Consider the following 17,427-nt stretch of genomic DNA (forward strand, 5'->3'; position numbering starts at 1 on the left):
TCCCCACCCTTAATATGGCAACCCGACATAATTCTCTGCCATGGCCTTCTGTGCCGCTGCATTGCTGCGCAGAAATTCCAGGTCCGCGATCTGCATTTTGTGGTCAAACTCTGACATCTCCGGGTGGCGATGCATCAGTGTCGAGAACCACCAGCTGAACCGCTCCGCCTTCCAGATGCGCGACAGGGCTTTGGCGGAATAGGCCGCAAGCCCGCCCATTTTCCCATCCTCATAGAACGCGCGCAAGCCCGCATAGAGGTACTGCACATCCGAGGCGGCGGTGTTCAGACCCTTGGCGCCGGTGGGCGGCACGATATGGGCCGCATCCCCGCATAGAAACAGCCGCCCCCATTGCATGGGTTCGCAGACAAAGGAGCGCAACGGTGCAATGGATTTCTCAATCGACGGGCCGGTGATCAGCGCCTCGGCCTGCGCCGGGGGAATGCGGCATTTCAATTCCTCCCAGAAGGCGGCATCGCTCCAATCCTCCACACGGTCCGAGTCCGGGCATTGGATGTAATACCGGCTGAGACGGGCGTTGCGCATGGAACAAAGCGCAAAACCGCGGGTGGAGGTCGCATAGATCAACTCATCACTGACCGGCGGGGTTTCTGACAGGATACCAAGCCAGCCGAACGGGTATGTTTTCTCATATTCCCGTTTCCGGTCCGGCGGGATTGATTGGCGGCTGACCCCGTGAAACCCGTCGCACCCTGCGATGAAATCACAGTCCAGCCGGTGGGTTTCGGTGCCCACGCGATAGGTGACATGGGGCCTGTCGCTGTCGGCGTCCTTGATCTCCACATCCGCGACATTGAACACCATCTCACCGCCTGCCGCCTCGCGGGCCTCGTAAAGATCGCGGGTCAGTTCGGTCTGGCCATAAACCATGACGCCATTGCCTGTATGGGCCTTGAGGTCGATGCGAAACATCTGATCGCCATAGCTGATCAATGCGCCATCATGTTCAAGCCCTTCGCGATGCATCCGGTCACCGACCCCGGCCTGTTCCATCAGAGCCACCAGCCCGCGTTCCAGCACACCTGCGCGAATCCGGCCCAGCACATATTCCCTGGTGCGGCGTTCCAGCACGACCGTGGCAATACCCTGTCGGTGCAGAAGCTGCGCCAGCAGCAAACCCGAAGGCCCGCCGCCGATAATGACAACCTGTGTGCGCATTCTGTCCCCCCCTTGCAGATATTGGAGGGTTGCACCCGCTTTGTAAAACGATTGCGTTCTGTCTTCGGGCCGGGGCGGAATGTATCGCCCGGTACAGATTGTTGCGTCTGGCGCAGGCAGGGTGCATGACTGATCGCGGATGAGGAGACGGCAAGATGACAGGACCGGTACGGGTGGCAGTGAACGGGTTCGGGCGGATCGGCCGGTCGGTGTTGCGCGCCTGGCTGACCCGCGCGGACTGGTCCGGGGTGGATATCGTGGCGATCAACGATATCGCCCCGCTGGAGACCTGCGCCTATCTGTTTCAATATGACAGCGTTTTTGGCCCCTATCCGGGGCGTGTGGAAACGGCGCCGAATGCGCTGGTGATCGACGGGCGGGTGATCCCGTTTTCGCAGGCATCCGATCTGGGCGCGCTGCCGCTGGACGGGGTCGATATCCTGATGGAATGCACCGGTCGTGCCCGGGATCGTGCGGTGGCCGAGGCAGGGCTCGCTGCGGGTGCCGCCCGGGTGCTGATCTCAGGCCCGTCGCCTGACGCGGATCTGACCGTGGTTCTGGGGGCCAATGATGACCGGCTGACCGCCGCGCACAGGATCGTTTCCAACGCCTCCTGCACCACCAATGCGGTCGCGCCGCTGGTGCAGATACTGGATGAGGCTTACGGGCTGGAAACCGCCCTGATGACAACGATCCACTGCTATACCGGCAGCCAGCCGACGGTGGATGCCCCGACGGGGGATCTGGCCCGATCCCGCGCGGCGGCACTGTCGATGGTGCCGACCTCCACCAGTGCCGAGGCTTTGGTTGGCCTGGTCCTGCCGCATCTGGCCGGGCGGATCACCGGCTCTGCTGTGCGGGTGCCCACGGCCAGCGTGTCTGCGGTGGATCTTGCGCTGATCACCGATGATGCGCCGACAGCAGAGGAGGCCCGCGAGATGCTGCGCGGCGCCGCAGGGAAAATTCTGGGCTTCACCGATCAGCCGCTGGTGTCATCAGACCTGCGCGCGCGCCCGGAATCCCTGATCATCGCGGGACCGGAAATAAAGCGGTCCGAGGGCGGCATGCTGCGGGTTTTCGGCTGGTATGACAATGAATGGGGATTTTCCTGCCGGATGCTGGATGTGGCCAGCCGGATGGGCGCCCTGACTGCGGGAGAGATCGGATGAGCGGATACAATACCTGGCTGCGGGAGCAGAATTTTATTGCCGGGCAATGGGTTGGTGCGGATAGCGGCCAGACCATCGCGGTCACAAATCCGGTGAATGACGATGTGATCGGCACGATCCCGAATGCAGGCGAGGCCGAAACCCTGCGCGCGATTGATGCGGCCGATGCGGCCTTTCCCGGGTTTGCGGATATGGCGCTGATGGCGCGGCTTGATCTGCTGTGGAAGCTGCATGATGCGCTGATGGACAATCAGGGTGATCTGGCAGAACTGCTGACGGTGGAGATGGGCAAACCGCTGGCAGAAGCCAAGGGGGAGATTGCCATCGGCGCGCAATATGTCCGCTGGTTCGCCGAGGAGGCCCGCCGCGCCAAGGGGGAGATTGTGCCCGCCGGTGTCACCGGCCGCCGTATCCTTGTCACCCGGCATCCGGTTGGGGTGGTCGGCATGATCACACCGTGGAATTTCCCCTCTTCCATGCTGGCCCGGAAACTGGCCCCGGCGCTGGCCGTCGGCTGCACAGTGGTTGCCAAACCCGCCACCGCCACGCCCTATTCCGGTCTGGCCTGGGCGGCGCTGGCCGAAGAGGTTGGCTTTCCCAAAGGGGTGGTGAATATCGTCACCGGGTCCGCGCGCGCCATTGCCGGTGCGATGATGGCGCGGCCCGAGATGCGCAAGATCACCTTCACCGGCTCGACAGAGGTGGGCAAAGAACTGATCCGCGGGGCTGCCGATACGCTCAAGAAAGTGTCGATGGAGCTGGGTGGCAACGCGCCGTTTCTGGTGTTTGACGATGCCGATCTGGATGCGGCGGTTGAAGGGGCCATGGTCTCCAAATACCGCAATATGGGGCAGACCTGCGTCTGTGCGAACCGGATTTACGTGCAGGCCGGGGTGTATGACGCTTTCGTTGAAAAGCTGGTGGAACAGACCCGGGCGATGAAGGTGGGTGACGGGCGCGAAGATGGCGTTGCCCAGGGCCCGATGGTGGATATGGACGCGGTCGAGAAGGTGGAAAGCCTGTTGGAGGATGCGACCTCCAAAGGGGCGGAAATCGCAACCGGCGGCAAACGTCACGCGCTTGGTGGCCGCTTTTTTGAGCCCACGGTTCTGACCGGTGCCACCCAGGCCATGGCTTTCGCGCAGGAAGAGATTTTCGGGCCCCTTGCGCCTGTGTTCAAATTCGACACGGAAGACGAGGCCATCGCCATGGCCAATGACACGGTGTTTGGCCTTGCCTCATACGCCTATACCAGCGATCTGGCCCGTGCCTTCCGTCTGAATGAGCGGCTGCAATACGGGATGATTGGTATCAATTCCGGCCTGATCACCACGGTTGAGGCGCCCTTTGGCGGGGTGAAGGCATCCGGCATGGGCAAGGAAGGCGGCAGTCAGGGCCTCGATGATTATCTCGACACGAAATATGTCTGCATTGACGGGATTTAGAGCACCACCTTAAATCGGCATCGCCAATACCTGCCCCAGGCCTTCGCCGCTCTTGCTATATTGGCGATGCGCCATGGCCGAGGATAAGGGCAGGGTGCGTTAGGCGTGTGGAAAACTCGAGTTTTCCACACGGAATTCTCGAGAATTCCGGTGCTTGGGGTTTGCGGCATATCCTGCCTGTGGAAGTTGGTATTACCCTTTCAGACCAACCGTATACCCTACATCACCCTCTGCCATTTTCAGCATCTGCTGTGCCAGAACCCGCCCCGATGCATCCCGGGCCACCCGGGTCAGGACCAGCAAGGCAGAGTTGCGATCCACCTCAAGGGCAACCGACTCTCCCATGCTGCACATGGAGGCGGTTAACCGATCTTCGATCCCGGTGGCCTGCACGCCATGGGCCAATAGCAGATCCGGCAGGTCTACCGCCGCCTCTCCGTCGCAGGCGTTCAGCAGGCTTTCAGGCAGGATGATCTGATCCAGCGCAAACCGGATGCCGCCCTGTTTCAGCATCCGCTCAATCACCAGCGCCCTGGCCTCGCCCAAAAGCTCTGCCAAATCGCCATCAACCCGCTGGCTGCCGCTGCGGCTGCGAAACACCTCCAGCTTCGGTGCGGCGCCATCGGGCAAGGCCAGACGGTCAAAGCCGGGTAGGTCCGGGGCCGCAGCCTCATCGGGTTTGGCAGCCGGTTCTGATACAATCGTGCCGCGGCCCGGCTTTCTGGCCAGCAACCCCTGTGCCTCCAGCGTCATCAGGGCCCGCCGCATGGTGCCCTGGCTGACACCGAATTCCTCGGCCAGTTCAAACTCGTTGCCAAGCCGTTGCCCGACCGGCCAGTCCCCGGTTCTGATCCGGCGCAGCATTTCGGTTTCGGCTTGGCGGTACAGGGGTACACGGGCCATGGGGATGTCCTTTCACGACTCTTCTACCAGAAAATGCTGCACTTGCAGCATATCGTCAATTCAGATGCGCAATCAGCCGGCTATGTTTGTCGAATGCCTTTATTGTAGCCCCCAATGTAGGCAGGTCTGCCGCATCCAGCATCGGGATCATCTTTCGAAACGCCTCTGCCGTGCCAATTGCATCGCCGATCGCGGTGTGCCGGTCGGCCTCTGCGATCAGGATTCCCAGCCGTTCACATAAGGCATCCAGCGTGTGATCCGCCGATTGCCCGTACAGAATGGCCGAACACAGCACCGTATCCAGTATCGGCTGATCGAAACGCGTGCCGATCTCGGTCTCGCGGCGTTGCAGAAAGCTCATATCGAAAGGGGCGTTATGGGCCACCAGAACGGCGCCATTGGCATAGGCGTGAAACCGTTTCAGCGCCTCGCCCACCGGGGCCGCATCGGCGACCATCTCATTTGTCACCCCATGGACATCAATCGAGCCTTGCGGAATCCGGCGCCCCGGATTGACCAGCATATCGAAACGTTCGCCATCAATCACTTTGCCATTCACGATCCGCACCGCAGCGATCTGGCAGATTTCATCCACCTGCGGGTTCAGGCCCGTGGTCTCCGTATCGAACACCACATAGCTCAACTGTTTCAGCATGGCCTCGGACATTGCCCTTGGCACCTCCGCATGCAGCAATTCGAAATCATAAAGGACAGCGCGGGCTGACATGGCAGGGTCCGGGTCGGCGCGAGACAGGGTCAGGTGCAGCATGCCAGAGGCGGCGGTGACAAGCTGTGTGGCATGGGTCACCAGCACATCACGGCCGGTGAATTGCGCCAGACCGGGGCTGAGCGGGATGTCGAGCGCGCGTGCCAGAACATCCGCATCGGGCAGGGCGCCGCTGGCCGAAAGCGCAAGCGTGGCCGAGGCCGGAGCGATTTCAACAAGGCGCAGCTGCAGGTCAGTGGCATCCTTGACAGACCATTCCAGAGCCAGCCGTTCCAGCAGCCGGGTGATTGCAAACCCGTCACATCGCAGCGTGGTGGCGGGCAGATCGGTGGTGAGTGTAATCCCTTTGCGGGCCAGACGGGCGGTCAGCGCGATGCCCAGATCGCTGGCTGGCAGCGCCTCTTTCGGCCACCATTCGGTGTCGGTCAGGGCTTTGCGGCGGGCGGTTTCGGCGGCGCGCGCTGCCAAAGCCTGCACGGCAGGAATATCGGCAGGCAGATCCGGCAAGGCCCGGTCCACCTCATCCAGAAGATCGTTCAATAGATGGGCGCGTTCCGCCTGCACCTGCAAATCGCCGGTCACGTCCTGCAGGCTGAGGATATAGCCGGGGCGTTTGGTTTCCTGCCCTTCCAGCCACATCAGCCGTATCCGGGCGGCCAGAAGTTTTGCGCCCGCCCGGGTGGCACAAAGGATATCCGCGCCCTCGCGGGCCTCGGCGGCCAGCAGCCTGTCATAGGCCTGCCGTATCGGGCCGGGTAACAGAACGCCAGACAAAGGCCGGTTCAGGCCAAGTGCCGGGTGATCCTCCAATATCTCCCGTGCCTGCCCGTTATACAGCACCACCACATGATCCGGTGTGCAGAACAACACCCCGTCGGGCACCTCGGCCAGCAAGGTTTCCAGTCGGGTTTTCTCCAACCCCAGCCGGGCGGTTTCACGCCCGATGGACAGCGCCATGGCATTGCGCGCCTCGGTCAGGTTCGCGGCCACGGCTGCCGCTGCCGGGGCCAGATCGCCCAGATACCGCGCCGGTGCATGGTCGATATCATGGCCAACGCCTGCATGGGCACGGGCGCGCATATCGGCGGCCAGACGTTCCACAGGGCGGGCGATATATTCGTCAAACAGAACCCAGACCCAGGTGATCAGCGCGACAACCGCAAACACGGCCACCACACCCGCAATCACGAAAGAGGACAGCGCGTGATCCTCGCCCAGGCGTGTATAGCCAAGGGTCAGCCCGCCAAGCACAAGCAGCGCGGCCCCGCAGGCCAGAGCGGCAAAGAAAATGAAGATGCGCAGGCGCAGGCTGAGATGGGTGAACATGGGCTGCGGGCCTCCTCTGTCCCGCGCGTGTCGGCCCCTCCCGGCCGGGTCGGTTCAGTTGGCCTCCGCACAGACGGCGATGATCAGCTCGTCAGTCTCGTCTGCATCCTGCCACTGAACATTCTGCGGTGTGCCATCCTCGTCAAAGATGATCCCGTCGATAATGGTGGCGCGGCGGTTCTGATCGCAATCGACCAGTGACGGAATCTCGGTGGCGGCAGACCAGCGGCCAAAGACATACACATTCAGCAAATGCAGGCCGGGGGCGGCCTGATTTGTACGCACTGACAGAAGATCGACCGCGACAAACCCGTCGATATAGGGCGAAAGGTATGTCCAGGGCCGATACCAGGACTGGTTTTCGCGGGTGGCCACAATCTCCATCCCCTCGGGCAGCGCATCCGCCGAGGTTTCATACCAGGCATATTCGCTGCCGATGGTTGCGGCGATCATCGCGGCGCCTGCGGCAACCGGTGTGGCCCATTTCGGCACCCGGCCTTTCAACACGGTTCTGAGCAGCATCACCAGACCGGCGCCTGCGATCCCGGCACATAGGGTTGCGATCAGGGTGTAGAACATCGGCGCACTCTTTTTCTGTCAGTTCAGACTTTTTTATCAACTCAAAGGTCCGCTGCGCGATCCGGCGGCGGATTGCATGGTTTTGATAACCACAAAGGCGTCGCGCAGGTGACTGCGTTCAAAATCGCTCAAGGTTGCGGGGGCCATGAAGTTATCAGGGGCTTCGCTGCGTTTGATCTGTTCGGCCTGATGGGCCAGCCGTGTATCGGCGATCATGTCATAGGCGTCGATCAGATCCCGCCCGCCCGCAGTCGAGATGATGCCCGCTTCCATCGCCGCCGCCAGACGTGCGCGGGTGTTCGCCTGTGTCAACTGGCCTCTCAAGGCATAGATGCGGCCCAAATCGACGACGGGAACAACGCCGTTATGTTTCAGATCAATGGTGTTCTTGTGTTCCCCCGAACGCACGGTGGCAAAGCCCCGAAGCAGGCCAAGCGGCGGCGTGTGTTTCAGCGAGTTGGAGACCATATGCGCCACAAAAATGCTGTTTCTGGCGGATTTGGCAAGCGTGTCTTCCTGCAGGCCCGCAAACAGGCTGTGCTGCCCGCCGATCGGGCGCAGATCATACATGACGCTGGCCAGCATCTGCGCCTCGGGATCGGGGGTGGTGATCCAGCCGTTGAAATACTGTCGCCAGACGCGCAGCGGTTGCCGCCATTTCGGGTTTGTCGCCATCATGTCGCCGGGGCAATAGAAATATCCCGCCTCGTCCAGCCCGTCCGAGACGAATTTGGCCAGCGCGGCGAAATAGCGGTCATCCTCGACCGTTGCGGTATCGTCGAGGATCAGGCAATTGTCCTGATCCGACACGCCGGTCTGTTCCTGACGGCCCTGACTGCCGCAGGCCAGCCAGAGATAGGGCACGGGCGGGGGCCCAAACCTGTCTTCGGCCATCGCCAGAAGCCGCCGGGTGGTGGCATCACCGATATCGGTGATCAGGCGGGTGACAACCTGATGCGGGTTATCGGCGCCCACAAGCTGCACCAGCAGCTGGGGGATGCGGCCCACGATCTGTGCCAATTCGGCGCGATTGACGGCTTGTGTGATGTCGCGGATCAGCGCATCAGAAGAGGTCGCCTGAATCCGGGTCAGATCGGTCTGGGTCAGGATGCCGACAAGCTTGCCGCCATCGACCACGGGCATATGGGTGATACCCCGTTCAATCATCGCGTGCAGCACATCCGCAACAAGGGCGGTGGGCGGCAGGGTGACGGGATCGGCGGTCATGACCCGGGTCACGGGCGTGTCATAGGGCAGCCCCTCGGCCAGGGCCTTGTTGGTCAGGTCGCGGGTGGTCAGAATGCCATCCGGCACATTGTTCCTGGTGATGATCAGGCAAGACACGGCATGGTCGCGCATCAGCCGGGCCGCCTCGATCAGCGAGGTTTCGGGCGGGCAGGTCAGCGGTGTAGGTGTCATCACCTCGGCCAGGGCCATCGTTGTCAGGTCATGCCTGCGTGAGGTGGCGGGCCGGGTCCGGTCAAAGAAGCGTTTGACGGAGGGATGATCGCTGACAATCCGGTGGAAGGTTGCGGTGGGGATCAGCACAAGTGTGCAGGGTTCAGCGGCGGTGGCGGTGGTGGCGGCGATGCCGTCTTTCATCAGGCCACGTTCGCCAAAGGAATTTCTGGGGCCAAGGATCGAAACCAGTTCTCCGGCGGCATCGGTGATATCGACCCGACCTTCAAGGATCAGATACAGCGACTGCTGCTGCCGGCCGATCTGATAGATGACCTGATCCTTGTCAAAGCGCTGCTCTGACAACTCGCCGGCCAGTTGCGCCTGATCCTCTGGCGGCAGGCCGTCATAGGGATGTGTCTGTGTCAGAAGCGTGGCAAGGTCGATAGTCATCAGTTTCAACCTTCGGTGAAGAAAAGGCGCATCCCGATCAGGCGGGATGCGCCCATATTCTGATAGGGCCCACGGTGTCGCAGGCCCTATTGGAGCGATCCCCTAGTGATCGGCGGCCGCACCGGCCCCTTTCGGGACACGGATGCTTTCAACCAGATCCTGGATATCCTGCGGCGGTTCTGCCGTCATCCGCGAGACCACATAGGCCGCCGCGAAGTTGCACAGGGCGCCGATCGGGCCGAACGAGGCTGGCGGAATACCGAACAGGTAGTTGGCCGAGGTATTGTCCAGCATGTTGGTGCCGGGGATGAAGAACCATCCCAGATAGGTGAACAGATACAGGCAGGTGACCAGAAGACCGGCCAGCATACCCGCAACCGCCCCGGCGGAGTTCATCCGCTTGGAGAAGATACCCATCATCAGCGTCGGGAACAGCGATGCCGCCGCAAGACCAAAGGCCAGCGCCACAACCTGCGCCGCGAACCCGGGCGGGTTAAGCCCCAGCCAGGTTGCCACTATGATCGCCACAAGCATCGAAATGCGTGCCGCCATCAACTCGCCCTTTTCCGAGATATTCGGGTTCAGGGTCGATTTGATCAGATCGTGCGAGATGGCAGATGAAATCGCCAGCAACAGACCCGCTGCCGTCGACAGCGCTGCCGCCAGACCACCGGCGGCGATCAGGGCGATCACCCAGCCCGGCAGATTGGCAATCTCCGGGTTGGCCAGCACAAGGATGTCACGGTTGAATGTGACAAGCTCATTGCCTTCCCAGCCACGCTCGGCCGCGAGGGCCTGCATGTCTTCATTGCCATCGTTATAGTACTGGATGCGACCGTCGCCGTTCTTGTCTTCAACCGCCAGAAGGCCGGTAACCTCCCAGGTGCTGAACCAGTCGGGCAATTCATCCGTGGACACGGCTTCGCCCTGCACACCTTCAGGCCACATGGTGGTCATGATGTTCAGACGCGCCATCGCACCAACAGCCGGGGCCGTCAGATACAAAAGCGCAATGAACACCAGTGCCCAGCCCGCGGACCAGCGCGCATCCGACACTTTCGGAACCGTGAAGAAGCGGATGATCACATGGGGCAGACCCGCCGTACCGATCATCAGCGACAGGGTGAACAGCGCCATGTTGACCGGCGAACTTTGTGCCGTGTACTGGTTGAAGCCCAGATCCGTCACAATCCTGTCCAGTGTCTGCAACAGCGGCGCGCCCGAGGCCGTATGGGTCGAGAACAGGCCCAGACCCGGGATCGGATTGCCGGTCAGTTGCAGTGAGATGAAGATTGCGGGGATCGTATAGGCGATGATCAGAACGCAATACTGCGCCACCTGGGTATAGGTGATGCCCTTCATGCCGCCCAGAATGGCATAAACCGCCACAACGCAGGACGCGATGACCAGACCCGTGGTGTTTTCCACTTCAAGAAAGCGGGAGAACGCCACACCGGCGCCTGCCATCTGCCCGATCACATAGGTGGTCGAGATCACGATCAGACAGACCACTGCCACCACGCGCGCGGTGTTGGAGTAGTAGCGATCGCCGATGAACTCGGGCACGGTGAACTTGCCGAATTTACGCAAATACGGGGCCAGCAGAAGCGCCATCAGAACATAGCCGCCGGTCCAGCCCATCAGGAACGAGCTGTTATTGTATCCGACAAAGGCAATCAGACCTGCCATCGAGATGAAGGACGCGGCCGACATCCAGTCAGCGGCGGTGGCCATCCCGTTGATCACCGGATTCACACCGCGGCCAGCGGCGTAGAATTCCGAGGTTGACCCGGCACGGGCCCAGATCGCGATACCGAAGTAGAGCGCGAATGACAGCCCCACGACGATAATGTTTAGTGTTGTTTGTTCCATGGTTCAGGTCCGCCCCTTATTCGTCCACCCCATGTTCCTTGTCGATCTTGTTCATACGCCAGGCGTAGAAGAAGATGAGGACAAGAAACACGAGAATGGAGCCTTGCTGGGCAAACCAGAAGCCCAAATCCGTTCCGCCGACCGCGATGCCCGACAGCGTCGGGCGCAGCAGGATGCCAAAGCCGTACGAAACAACCGCCCAGATCACCAGGCATATGGTGACCAGTCGGATATTCGCAGACCAGTATGCGTTGTTGTTTGGCTCTTCCGCCATTGCTTACTCCCTTCGAATGAATGCCCGCCAGACCCTCCTTGATCCGACCGGCAAGGTACCCGCCGCCACCCGATCACCGGTCCGGGCCGCGGCGAATGCGATTTACGCCATGGTCAGTTTCCCGACGATGGCGTCCAGATTGGCTGCGATGTCCTTGATGGCGCCCATGCCGGGCATCTCGGACATTGCGTTGCGTGTGCGGTAATATTCAATCAGCGGCGCGGGTTGCGCGTGATAGGCGGTCAGACATGTGCGGACGGTTTCGGCATTGTGATCCGGGCGCCGTTTGAAGGCGCTGCCGCCGCATGTGTCGCAGCAGGTATAGCGCCCGGCGACCCGGGCCACCATCGCTTCATCATCCACTTTCAGGCTGATGGCCGCGTCGATCTTCTGGTTTTTCGCACTCAGCAGCGCCTCCAGCATCCGGGCCTGTGTGCCTTTGCCGGCCCCGGGCGGGCCCGGCACGATCAGGTTCACAGGGCGGGTTATGGTCTCGTTCATCCTCCCGGCCCCTTACATGGTTTCACGATTTGCGATCAGATCATCCACCACGGACGGATCGGCAAGGGTCGAGGTATCGCCAAGCGACCCGAAATCATTCTCGGCGATCTTGCGCAGGATGCGGCGCATGATCTTGCCCGACCGGGTCTTGGGCAGGCCCGGAGCCCATTGGATGACATCGGGTTTTGCAATCGGTCCGATCTCGCGGCGGACCCAGTCAGACAGGGCTTTCTTCAGCGCATCTGACGGGGTTTCGTCATTCATCAGCGTGACATAGCAATAGATGCCCTGACCCTTGACCGAGTGCGGATAGCCCACCACGGCAGCCTCGCTGACGGTCTCATGGGCGACCAGGGCGCTTTCCACCTCGGCGGTGCCCATCCGGTGGCCCGAGACATTGATCACATCATCCACCCGGCCGGTGATCCAATACTCGCCATCCTCGTCGCGGCGGCAGCCATCGCCCGAGAAATAATAGCCTTTGTAATCGCTGAAATAGGTCTTCACGAACCTCTCATGGTCGCCATAGACCGTCCGCATCTGGCCCGGCCAGCTGTCGGCGATGACCAGAACACCTTCAACCCCGTCCCCGTCGATGATCTCTCCGGTTGTGGGGTCCAGAACCAGTGGTTTCACACCAAAGAACGGTTTCTGCGCGGCGCCGGGTTTCAGCTCATGGGCGCCGGGCAGGGGGGTCATCATATGGCCGCCGGTTTCGGTCTGCCACCAGGTGTCGACGATCGGGCAGCGGCCCTTGCCGACATGTTGATTATACCAGTTCCAGGCCTCCGGGTTGATCGGCTCCCCGACAGTGCCAAGAAGCTTCAGGCTGGACAGGTCGTATTTCTCGACAAATTCCGCACCCTGACCCATCAGCGCGCGAATGGCGGTGGGTGCGGTGTAGAACTGGCTGACCTTGTGTTTCTCGCACACCGCCCAGAACCGACCCGCATCGGGATAGGTGGGCACGCCTTCGAACATCAGCGTTGTCGCGCCATTGGCCAGCGGGCCATAGACGATATAGCTGTGCCCGGTGACCCAGCCCACATCGGCGGTACACCAGAAAACATCGCCATCATGATAGTCAAAGACATATTCATGGGTCATCGAGGCATAGACCAGATACCCGCCGGTGGTGTGCACCACGCCCTTGGGCTGCCCGGTTGACCCGGATGTGTACAGCACGAAAAGCGGGTCTTCGGCACTCATCTCTTCCGGCGGGCAGTCGCTGCTGACGCGCCCGGCCACATCCTCATACCAGATGTCGCGCCCGCCAACCCAGGCCACCTGTTCGCCGGTGCGTTTGACGACCAGACATCTGGTGTCGATCACATTGTGCAGCAGGGCCTTGTTGACATTGTCCTTCAACTCGGTGACCCGGCCCCCGCGCGGCGCGCCATCGGATGTGATGACCAGCTTGGCGCCCGACCCGTTGATCCGCGCACCAAGCGCATCAGGTGAAAAACCCGCAAAGACGATGGAATGGATCGCGCCGATCCGCGCGCAGGCCAGCATCGCATAGGCCGCCTCGGGGATCATCGGCAGATACAGAACAACCCGGTCGCCTTTCTGGATGCCGCAATCCTTCAGCACATTGGCGAAGGTGCCGACCTCGCGCGCCAGTTGGGCATAGGTGATGTGTTGGGCGGCTTCATCGGGATTGTCCGGCTCGAAAATAATCGCGGTCTGATCGCCGCGGGTCACCAGATGCCGGTCGATGCAATTGGCGGCAACATTCAGCGTGCCATCCTCATACCAGCTGACATGGACATCCTCATGCGCGAATGAGGTGTTCTTTACCTTCGTATAAGGCTTGATCCAGTCGATCCGCTTGCCATGTTCACCCCAGAACCCATCGGGATCGTTGATCGAGGCGGCATACATCTCTTCATAGCGGGCGGCATCAATATGGGGGTTTTGCAGCAGATCGGGGGTGCCTTTGGGCAACATCTCTCTCCCTCAAGAGGTCACGGTTCTGATCCCATTGGTGCAACACGCTGAACCGTGGCTGGCCCTGGACAGGCCTGCGCGCTGCGCCGTTTCGGCCAGCCCGCGCCGGATTGCCCGCGCGGCCACTGGCCGGGCCCTGTCATACGGGCCGAATGTAATGGTCAGCCTCCCCAACCGTCTCCCGGACCTCCCTGCGTTCCCGCAGCGCCAAATGGGGCGATACCTCCCAGATCGCGCTGCCATATCGGCCCTTGATCCCCGGTTCCGCCCCTATGCGCAGCAGCGCTGCCCAAGGCCCGAAACCGGTTGGGGCGAGAGTACAGGAATCCGTTAAAGTAAGAACATGTTACTGAGGGGAAATGATTTTTCTGTAACGGATTTTCATGTCGCGGTGCAGAAAATGTAAATTAATTTACAAAATTGAGAAATAACAATGCCGGATCAACGAGTTCCCATAATCGGAACCCGACATCTCATCTGCACGTCCCAACAATGTCACGCGGCAGCGCGGCATAATCCTCAATCCCCCGATTGAGTTGGCCCCCCGACACAAACGCCATCCCGCCCTTTCTCCTTGTCTCAAATACGCCGGGGAGCGCGAGGGGCTGGCCCCTCGCTCCGCCCCAACCCTAATCCAGCACGACGAACTCCGGGGCCAGCCAGGGCATCGCCGTCAGGCCCGGTGTGATGAAATGCAGGGCGATCAATTCCCGCGCGATCCGGGCGATCTGCGCCGGAATGTCCCCGGTCCAGTCCTCGCTGGCATAAAGCACGATCTGTCGCGCGATCCCGCCATCGGGCAGGGAATGGGCCTCGATCCCGGCGGCAAAGCGTCCGGCCCGCAGCAGGCTGAGCGGTGTGGTGATCGTCCAGCCCTGTCCGCCTGCAACCAGCGCGCTGATGGATTGATTGCTGTCCATCTCGAAACGCTGTGGGGGGATCCACCCGTGCCGACCCAGATAATCCTCGATCTGTTTGCCCATGATCTGGTTCATATCACGGCGCAGAAACGCCATGTCTGAAAGCGCATCCAGCCCGCCGGACACATTGGTGCCGCGCGGGACGGCAAGAATATAAGGGTCATTCAACAATAGATGAGCCCTTGTGTTGGAAGGCGCGCTGCGCCCGGCAGCACAGATCGCGATATCCAGTTCGCGGGCGCCGATCCGGGCCTGTATGGCATGGCTGGCGCCGGTCTCAAGGTGAAAGGCGCAGCTTTGCATCGTTTCGGCCAGGCGCGAGGTCAGGGTGGGTGTCACCTCATTCTCGAAATCCTCGATCACACCCATACGCAGGGAGGACAGACCGGACAGATCCAGCGCCACCACATCGCGTTGCCCCATGCGAAGCGCCGAAAGTGCTGTCTCGACCCGTTTGAGAAACAGCCGTCCTGCCGGTGTCAGGGTCATGGGCCGCCGGGAATGGTCAATCAGGTCAACCCCCAGAACCGCGTCCAGATTCTTCAACTGTTGCGAGACCGCGGGTGCGCTCATCCCCAGCCTGTCGGCGGCGCTGGCGACCGATCCGGTCTGCGCCAGCGCTTCAAACACCTCCAACCCCCGGATCGACACGCCTTTCAGGGTGCTTTCGCTCATCTTACGGCTCCCCGGTCATGCGTTGATGATCCGCTCCAGAAGGTCCTGTGGCACCGCCACCCCATTGGTCTCGGCCAGCGCCCGTGCCTTGCGACCCGGCAGGTCAATGCCCCTGGGCGTGGCGGTCAACCTGGCCATATGTGCCATAAATGCGCCGCCTGACAACGCCCCGGTCTCAATTGCGATACAACAATGCCCGCTCAGGGGTGGCGTGCCAAGAGGATCAATCGCAGCCACATCACGGCTTACCGGCACACCCGCCAGACAGGTGGCGCATATCTGTGCCATCAGGCCGATGTCAAATGCACCCGCTGTCGCCATTGCGCTGGCGGGCATGACAATGACGCGCGCATCGTGATGCGGGCCGCCGGGCACGCCAAGCGCGAACCGGGCCGGGCCCGCCATCGGGTCAGGCTCACCCAAAGCGGCGATCCGGGCGGGCGCGTTGGTGAAACACAGGCCCAGCATCCCGGCTTCGGCAATCCTTTCGGCAGGGTGCCCCGGAAAGCCGCAGCCATAGCCGTTGAAGACGGTCATTGCGGCCATGCCCTGATCATCCGCGCCTTTGATCAAGGCATCAAAGCCTGCCTCCATGGCCGGATCTGCAAAGCCCGCGCCTGCATCGACGCGGATTGCGGCCGGTTTTACATGTCTGAGTTCTGGTTCGGCCCGCCCAGCAATTGTGCCGCAGAGCAGGTGTTCCACATAGGCAGGCACCTGCCGCAACCCGTGCTCGCGCAGCCCGTCGCGTTCAGCCATTCGGATCGCGCGGGCAACCGATCCTGCGGCCAGATCGCTGGCCCCGGCCCGTCGCAACGTGTCGCAGGTGAGAGCCTCTACATCATCCAGGCCGAGAATTTCGCTCATGGGTTATTCTTTCATCAGGGACTCCGCCGCCGTCAATCCCGCCGGGCCGCTATGCCCGTTGCGGGTGGGCCCGCTGGCGGTCACTCAATGACGGTCACATCCGGCGCATTTGCCCGCAGGATGCGACGCAGGATCCGGGCCAGTTCCACAAAGGCCTCCCCCCTTGCGGCGGTTTTGCGCCAGACCATCCCGATGGATCGGAACGGCACCGGCCCGGTCAGCGGGCGTGAGGTGACCAATGTGTTCTGTGTCACTTCCGAGCGGACATAAAGCGCCGGCAGCAGGGAGATGCCAAGGCCCATGGCCACCATCTGCCGGATCGTGTCAAGCGATGTGGCCTCGTAATCCAGGCTAAGCTGCGCGCCCGTATCGGTGCAGATCTGCCTGACCTGCGCATGCAGCCGATGGCCCGGTTCCAGGGTCAGGATGGTTTCCCCTTTCAGATCGTCACGGGAAATCCGGGGTTTGTCGGTCAGGGGATGATCGGTGGCGGTGACGGCCAGCAGGGGCTCGCGGAACAGGCGCGCGGTTTCCAGCTCTGATCCCGGGGCGGGCAGGGGGAAGAACAGCAGGTCGAGACTGCCCTCGTCAATACGTGTCAGCAGATCATTGGCCGGCCCCTCGCGGACATAGAGCTTGAGATCCGGCTGGCTGGCATGCAGATCGGGGATCACCAGTGGCAACAGGTAGGAGCCAAGCGATTGCACCACGCCGACACGGATTGTGCCGTCAAGCGGGTGCCGGCCCTGTTTGGCGATCTCCTCGATATCCGCCACATCCCGCAGGATCGCCCGGGCGCGGGCGGCGACCCCGGCGCCGGTGGGGGTCAGCACCACCCGGCTGCGCGACCGTTCAACCAGTTGCGTGCCCAGTTTGGTCTCAAGCTGTTTCAACTGACCGGACAGGGTGGGTTGGGTCACATGGGTCCGTTCCGCCGCCCGGCGAAAATGCAGTGTATCGGCCACGGCGACCAGATACCGGAGTTGTTGCAGGGTGGGCATGAGGCGCATGTGATCGGAAATAACTATCAAAAACATGTTTAATTTCGATTTGCTCAATCAGCAAGGGGGCTTTATCTGTCCCCTGACAATTGGATACAGGAAACATACGGGTATTCGGGCGCGCCTGACCGGGGCGGCCTGACATTGCCCTGATCGGTGCGGGCGGGGGTGATCTTCCCCGGACGAAA

14 protein-coding genes are annotated in these 17,427 nt (G+C 61.6%); 2 read left to right on the top strand and 12 right to left on the bottom strand.

The window, feature by feature from the left end; all coding sequences use genetic code 11:
- Nucleotides 1-9: 9 nt before the first annotated feature.
- Nucleotides 10-1,179: a 4-hydroxybenzoate 3-monooxygenase gene (gene pobA, locus E2K80_RS00625; RefSeq protein ID WP_135371797.1), complete on the bottom strand. Its 1,170-nt coding sequence runs from the start codon at nt 1,177-1,179 to the stop codon at nt 10-12.
- A 155-nt stretch (nt 1,180-1,334) separates the two neighbouring features.
- On the opposite strand from pobA, the gene E2K80_RS00630 reads away from it, so the two are divergent.
- The gene (locus tag E2K80_RS00630; protein ID WP_135371799.1) at nt 1,335-2,348 is read left to right on the top strand and encodes a type I glyceraldehyde-3-phosphate dehydrogenase; all 1,014 of its coding nucleotides are present in this window, start codon (nt 1,335-1,337) and stop codon (nt 2,346-2,348) included.
- Nucleotides 2,345-3,793 carry an NAD-dependent succinate-semialdehyde dehydrogenase gene (locus E2K80_RS00635; RefSeq protein ID WP_135371801.1) on the top strand — a complete coding sequence of 483 codons (1,449 nt, stop codon included), beginning with the start codon at nt 2,345-2,347 and terminating at the stop codon, nt 3,791-3,793. The genes E2K80_RS00630 and E2K80_RS00635 overlap by 4 nt, the downstream gene beginning before the upstream one ends.
- A 192-nt stretch (nt 3,794-3,985) precedes the next feature.
- On the opposite strand, the gene E2K80_RS00640 is transcribed toward E2K80_RS00635, so the two are convergent.
- The 11 genes from E2K80_RS00640 to E2K80_RS00690 all read right to left on the bottom strand — a co-directional run bounded on the left by E2K80_RS00640 (nt 3,986) and on the right by E2K80_RS00690 (nt 17,248).
- A complete protein-coding gene (locus E2K80_RS00640; RefSeq protein WP_135371803.1) occupies nt 3,986-4,696 on the bottom strand; it encodes a GntR family transcriptional regulator in 711 nt (236 codons plus the stop codon).
- 55 nt (nt 4,697-4,751) lie between these two features.
- Nucleotides 4,752-6,749, bottom strand: coding sequence for a 3'-5' exonuclease (locus tag E2K80_RS00645; protein WP_135371805.1), 1,998 nt, complete (start codon nt 6,747-6,749; stop codon nt 4,752-4,754).
- 54 nt (nt 6,750-6,803) lie between these two features.
- Nucleotides 6,804-7,328 (bottom strand): hypothetical protein, encoded by a 525-nt coding sequence (locus tag E2K80_RS00650; protein WP_135371807.1) that lies wholly within the window; start codon nt 7,326-7,328, stop codon nt 6,804-6,806.
- 36 nt (nt 7,329-7,364) lie between these two features.
- Nucleotides 7,365-9,179, bottom strand: coding sequence for a DUF294 nucleotidyltransferase-like domain-containing protein (locus tag E2K80_RS00655; RefSeq protein WP_135371809.1), 1,815 nt, complete (start codon nt 9,177-9,179; stop codon nt 7,365-7,367).
- A 102-nt stretch (nt 9,180-9,281) separates the two neighbouring features.
- Nucleotides 9,282-11,051, bottom strand: coding sequence for a sodium:solute symporter family protein (locus E2K80_RS00660; RefSeq protein WP_135371811.1), 1,770 nt, complete (start codon nt 11,049-11,051; stop codon nt 9,282-9,284).
- A 16-nt stretch (nt 11,052-11,067) separates the two neighbouring features.
- Nucleotides 11,068-11,325, bottom strand: a complete 258-nt coding sequence (locus tag E2K80_RS00665; protein ID WP_135371813.1) for a DUF4212 domain-containing protein — start codon at nt 11,323-11,325, stop codon at nt 11,068-11,070.
- A 102-nt stretch (nt 11,326-11,427) separates the two neighbouring features.
- Nucleotides 11,428-11,826, bottom strand: a complete 399-nt coding sequence (locus E2K80_RS00670) for an adenylate kinase family protein (RefSeq protein WP_135371815.1) — start codon at nt 11,824-11,826, stop codon at nt 11,428-11,430.
- Between the two features lie 12 nt (nt 11,827-11,838).
- Nucleotides 11,839-13,773 (bottom strand): acetate--CoA ligase, encoded by a 1,935-nt coding sequence (acs, locus tag E2K80_RS00675; RefSeq protein WP_274379242.1) that lies wholly within the window; start codon nt 13,771-13,773, stop codon nt 11,839-11,841.
- Nucleotides 13,774-14,405: 632 nt separating this feature from the next.
- Complete coding sequence (locus E2K80_RS00680) at nt 14,406-15,371, bottom strand: LysR family transcriptional regulator (RefSeq protein WP_135371819.1); 966 nt, start codon at nt 15,369-15,371, stop codon at nt 14,406-14,408.
- Nucleotides 15,372-15,386: 15 nt separating this feature from the next.
- Complete coding sequence (locus E2K80_RS00685) at nt 15,387-16,238, bottom strand: Ldh family oxidoreductase (protein WP_135371821.1); 852 nt, start codon at nt 16,236-16,238, stop codon at nt 15,387-15,389.
- 80 nt (nt 16,239-16,318) lie between these two features.
- Complete coding sequence (locus E2K80_RS00690) at nt 16,319-17,248, bottom strand: hydrogen peroxide-inducible genes activator (protein WP_238475602.1); 930 nt, start codon at nt 17,246-17,248, stop codon at nt 16,319-16,321.
- Nucleotides 17,249-17,427 lie beyond the last annotated feature (179 nt).

Source organism: Rhodophyticola sp. CCM32 (genome assembly GCF_004751985.1).
Taxonomy (GTDB): Bacteria; Pseudomonadota; Alphaproteobacteria; order Rhodobacterales; family Rhodobacteraceae; genus Rhodophyticola.